Origin of the sequence: Allobosea massiliensis (assembly GCF_042655245.1) — a bacterium.
In the GTDB taxonomy this organism is placed as follows: Bacteria; Pseudomonadota; Alphaproteobacteria; order Rhizobiales; family Beijerinckiaceae; genus Allobosea; species Allobosea massiliensis.
The window spans coordinates 1-3,414 of the sequence record NZ_JBHSLU010000128.1 but is presented as its reverse complement, the minus strand read 5'-3'; the positions used below and the strand labels follow the sequence as shown (position 1 = coordinate 3,414).

Genomic DNA, 3,414 nt, shown 5'->3' with positions numbered 1-3,414 from the left:
TCGGGGATCTCTCGGTTCAGGGTTGGCGTTCACAACCCAAACCTAACCGGCAATCGCCGGTGACCACCGTCAGCTACACCACGCTATGGGACACGACCCCCGCGCGTGCGATGCCATGGGCATGGTCCCTGGCGCTAACGTATTGAAAGCGGCAAGAATTGCGCTCGGATTGAGCCCAGACGAACTGGCCAAGCAAGCAGGCATCAGCCGACGGACTCTCGGGCGGGTCGAAACCCATCCTCGCTCCGACCGCTATCTGAAGGGCGCCGCAATGGTTCAGCAGGCGCTAGAAGATCGGGGCGTGGAGTTCCTGAGAGCTCTAGCCACCAAAGGGGAAGGCTTTCGGTTACCATTGGTCATTACTGGCGCAGCCTCTGACTCCGCCCCGAAGTGACCCGCACCTGGACGTTGGCGGCAGGAGCCCATCATTCACATGACCGTAATCCGCGCGCCGCGAACGTCTGCATTAATATCCATCCACGTTCAGCCGCCACTGCTTTCAGTGCAGACGGGATTGGGGCCTCGTCGACTTCCAAGCTGAACGCCTTTTTCCGTATTTCAAGTTCCTGACGATCGTCGCCTTCCTGTTGCTCGCGATCCTGCCCCGCACCCAGTTGGTAAGCTTGCTGGACCGAACCGCTGGCTGGCGATCGCGGGTTGGCTTCGGGTTGGAAATCGCCGCAGCACTGGCCATCGTCACCCTTGGAGCCTGGCCGCTGCTGCGGTAAACCGCTCGGGCGAGCTCCTTGCAGAGCGGCGCGCTAAGGGTTCGGATTTCACCCCCGCAACCGCTGCGGCAATGCCCGCCAGGGAAGAGTCTATGCGCAGCCCCGATGGCGTCACGTCCTTCGAACCGCGATTACGCCAGAACCAGCCAAGCCAGTCGGCCTCGCAAGCAGGATGATTCGAGGTCAATGGCGGCAACCGAAATCTAAATTGAGCGGCTAGGGCTGCCGCTCAAGCCATGCCGTCACAATTTCCGGTTCAACACCTGCCACTTCAATTAGCCTATCGGGATCAAGGATCCGAAGCCGACGATAATGGAACTCGACGATGCGTTCCTTCCGCAGCCCGCTGAGGACCCGATTGACGTGAACCGACGTCAGCCCCGTCGCGTCGCCGATCTGCTCCTGCGTGAGCGGGAGCGGCATTTCCTCAATGCGATTGCCCGGCCATTGAGCGCGGTAGCGGGCAAATAGCTCCAATATGAGGTGGGCGACCCGCTCTCGCGCGGACCGGCGCCCGATGCTCGTCAGGTGATCAAACGCCAGGCTGCAATCGCGGGCCAGCGAGCGCGCCAGACGCATGGTCAGCTCCGGCTCATCGCGGGACAGTGTCGCAAGCATCGAGGTCGGGATCACGGACGCCACCACGTCGGTCAGCGCCAGCGCCCCGAACGTTGCCTGCGACCGATTTGATGGCAAGACGCCCAGTATGGCGCCGGGCAATGCGAACTGGACGATCTGGCGCCTGCCATCCTCAAGCTGGGTATAGAGAGCCACCCAGCCATCGATCAGGTTGAAGATGGCGTTGCCCGTCGACCCAACGCTGAAGAGGTCGCGGCCCGCTTCGATTTTTCGATCGCCCGATCGGTAGCGCGGCAACAACCGATACCCCTCGGTTGACGAAGGTGCATCGGCAGCGGGCCGCGGTGCACCGTCAGCGCCCGTCAGGCTACGGCGCGGACGTCTGCTCAAGTCGTGAACCGACGCACTCGCCCCGTCGGCCAGTTCACGCAATGCCAATTCACGAAAGGTCGGCCCATTCCGCTCGCACTTGATATTTTCCCAATCGTTGCGAGGGAGCGACCGGGCCATCTCCTCAGAAATAGACGCTCGATCCAAATTCATATTGCACCTCCCGGGCGCACCGGGCCCGTTGCGGCGGCTGCCTTGGCAGCCCATCAGCATTCTGGATGAAATCCCGAGCTCGCCGGCTCAGCGCGTCCGACACCCTCGGTCGGCACGACACGGCTCACGATCGTGTGCTGGCCGACCTATGTCGGCAGGGGACGCATCGAAGGCGAGCGCAGCGGCCTAATAGAGATAGGCTTTGGGGACGGGCGGATCGCGACCGACAATAACCGAGTGTACGTGATCTTCGCGAGAAACCACGATTACCGCAGACGTGAGCGACGCTCGAATGATGTCACAGCGATATGGATGCTGAGATACCTGACATTGCGCGCAGACTGTCCGGCAGCAAGCGTGCCGGGGCAGACAACCGTCTTCGCCCGCGGACGTCACGATGACGGTCGAATGTATCGCCGGACTGGCCTGCTCTCGTGCCGCACGGTTCTCGTGCGCCCACGATGCTTCCCCCAGCCACAGTAGGGAAACCATGCAGACGACAACCAATGCAATGAACCTGAACATCCGCACCATAGCCGTCGAAAGTTCGTTTGCGCTGAACGTCAGCCGCGGATCCGGGGGTCGAGTGATCCAGATACGCGATGCGTGCAAGCCCGCGTATCCATTCCACTACGACAGGATGCCGTTTGCTTTGATCGAGGTCAAAAGCGCTGCTTACACGTGGCCACGTCGAAATCGCTGCCCGGATGCGCGATTGATCGAAATTAAGGTGTCGCGCAGAAAGCTGTGCTGATCTCTTGCGGTGTAGAAGATTTCTCGCGCGGGCCAAGATGGCACCAATAGCCCTGCCCCGAATTGATCGAAGGCACCGGATAGCAGTGCTCGTCGCGCGGGGACGACGCAAGGCGATGCTCAGTCCGTTCTTCGCCAAATGCGATGGGGTGCTACTGATCGACCCTGACGAAGCACAGGAACATGAGTTCCGCGCGAACTGCGAACGAACCGGCGAAGCCATCTGTGACCTGGTGCTCGCAACCGGCATCACTAAGCTCATATGCGGGTTCATCGACGAAGCCGATCGCAACCGCCTTTCAGCGTTCGGGGTGGATATCCGGCTAGGCTCCTGTTCACGGCCTGTGACCCTGCTGGCACGCGAATTTGACGTCCTGCCGAAGGCTTGAGGCTTCGCCGGGCGCAGGATCGACTCGAACATCCCGCCCGAGCACGCCATATCCGGGCTTCCAGAAAGCTGGGTCACTTCGCCGCGTCAGCTTAACCGAGATCAAGGATTTGCGTCCCGGTTCGCCTCATCTGTTGAGCCAGGATCACGCCACCGCACGTCGAAGGCTCCCGTGGCCCGCCAGATTCGGGACCCTACGGTGATCCGCAGAGGCAGCTCCTACCATCGATGGCCTCCAGCGGACGCGACCTCATGGAACACAGTGCAGACCACCCCAACGCCCAGGATCAGAAGCGCCGATCCACGTCGTTCAAGATCGCTCTCGTGGTCGTGTCCCTGCTGGTGGTGTAGCTTCGCAGAGCCACCGCGTGCCGGCTTTGGTCGGGCTGGTCAGGCGGCCACGGCTGGCAGGCTGACGATGGG

4 protein-coding genes are annotated in these 3,414 nt (G+C 61.7%); 3 read left to right on the top strand and 1 reads right to left on the bottom strand.

Annotated elements, in window-relative coordinates; translation table 11 throughout:
- Window positions 1–85: 85 nt before the first annotated feature.
- Window positions 86–394: a helix-turn-helix transcriptional regulator gene (locus ACFPN9_RS27655; protein WP_377817936.1), complete on the top strand. Its 309-nt coding sequence runs from the start codon at window positions 86–88 to the stop codon at window positions 392–394.
- Window positions 395–944: 550 nt separating this feature from the next.
- Here ACFPN9_RS27655 and ACFPN9_RS27650 read toward each other — a convergent pair.
- Window positions 945–1,850: a Crp/Fnr family transcriptional regulator gene (locus ACFPN9_RS27650; protein WP_248307366.1), complete on the bottom strand. Its 906-nt coding sequence runs from the start codon at window positions 1,848–1,850 to the stop codon at window positions 945–947.
- Window positions 1,851–2,340: 490 nt separating this feature from the next.
- Here ACFPN9_RS27650 and ACFPN9_RS27645 point away from each other — a divergent pair, with 490 nt between their 5' ends.
- Window positions 2,341–2,604: a hypothetical protein gene (locus tag ACFPN9_RS27645; RefSeq protein WP_156330450.1), complete on the top strand. Its 264-nt coding sequence runs from the start codon at window positions 2,341–2,343 to the stop codon at window positions 2,602–2,604.
- Between the two features lie 115 nt (window positions 2,605–2,719).
- Window positions 2,720–2,992, top strand: a complete 273-nt coding sequence (locus ACFPN9_RS27640; protein WP_054211495.1) for a hypothetical protein — start codon at window positions 2,720–2,722, stop codon at window positions 2,990–2,992.
- Window positions 2,993–3,414: the final 422 nt, after the last annotated feature.

Bases quoted from the DNA above. Each gene is read 5' to 3' on its own strand.
- ACFPN9_RS27655 (WP_377817936.1), top strand. From the start codon at position 86: ATGGGACACGACCCCCGCGCGTGCGATGCCATGGGCATGGTCCCTGGC.
- ACFPN9_RS27650 (WP_248307366.1), bottom strand. From the start codon at position 1,850: ATGAATTTGGATCGAGCGTCTATTTCTGAGGAGATGGCCCGGTCGCTC.
- ACFPN9_RS27645 (WP_156330450.1), top strand. From the start codon at position 2,341: ATGCAGACGACAACCAATGCAATGAACCTGAACATCCGCACCATAGCC.
- ACFPN9_RS27640 (WP_054211495.1), top strand. From the start codon at position 2,720: ATGCTCAGTCCGTTCTTCGCCAAATGCGATGGGGTGCTACTGATCGAC.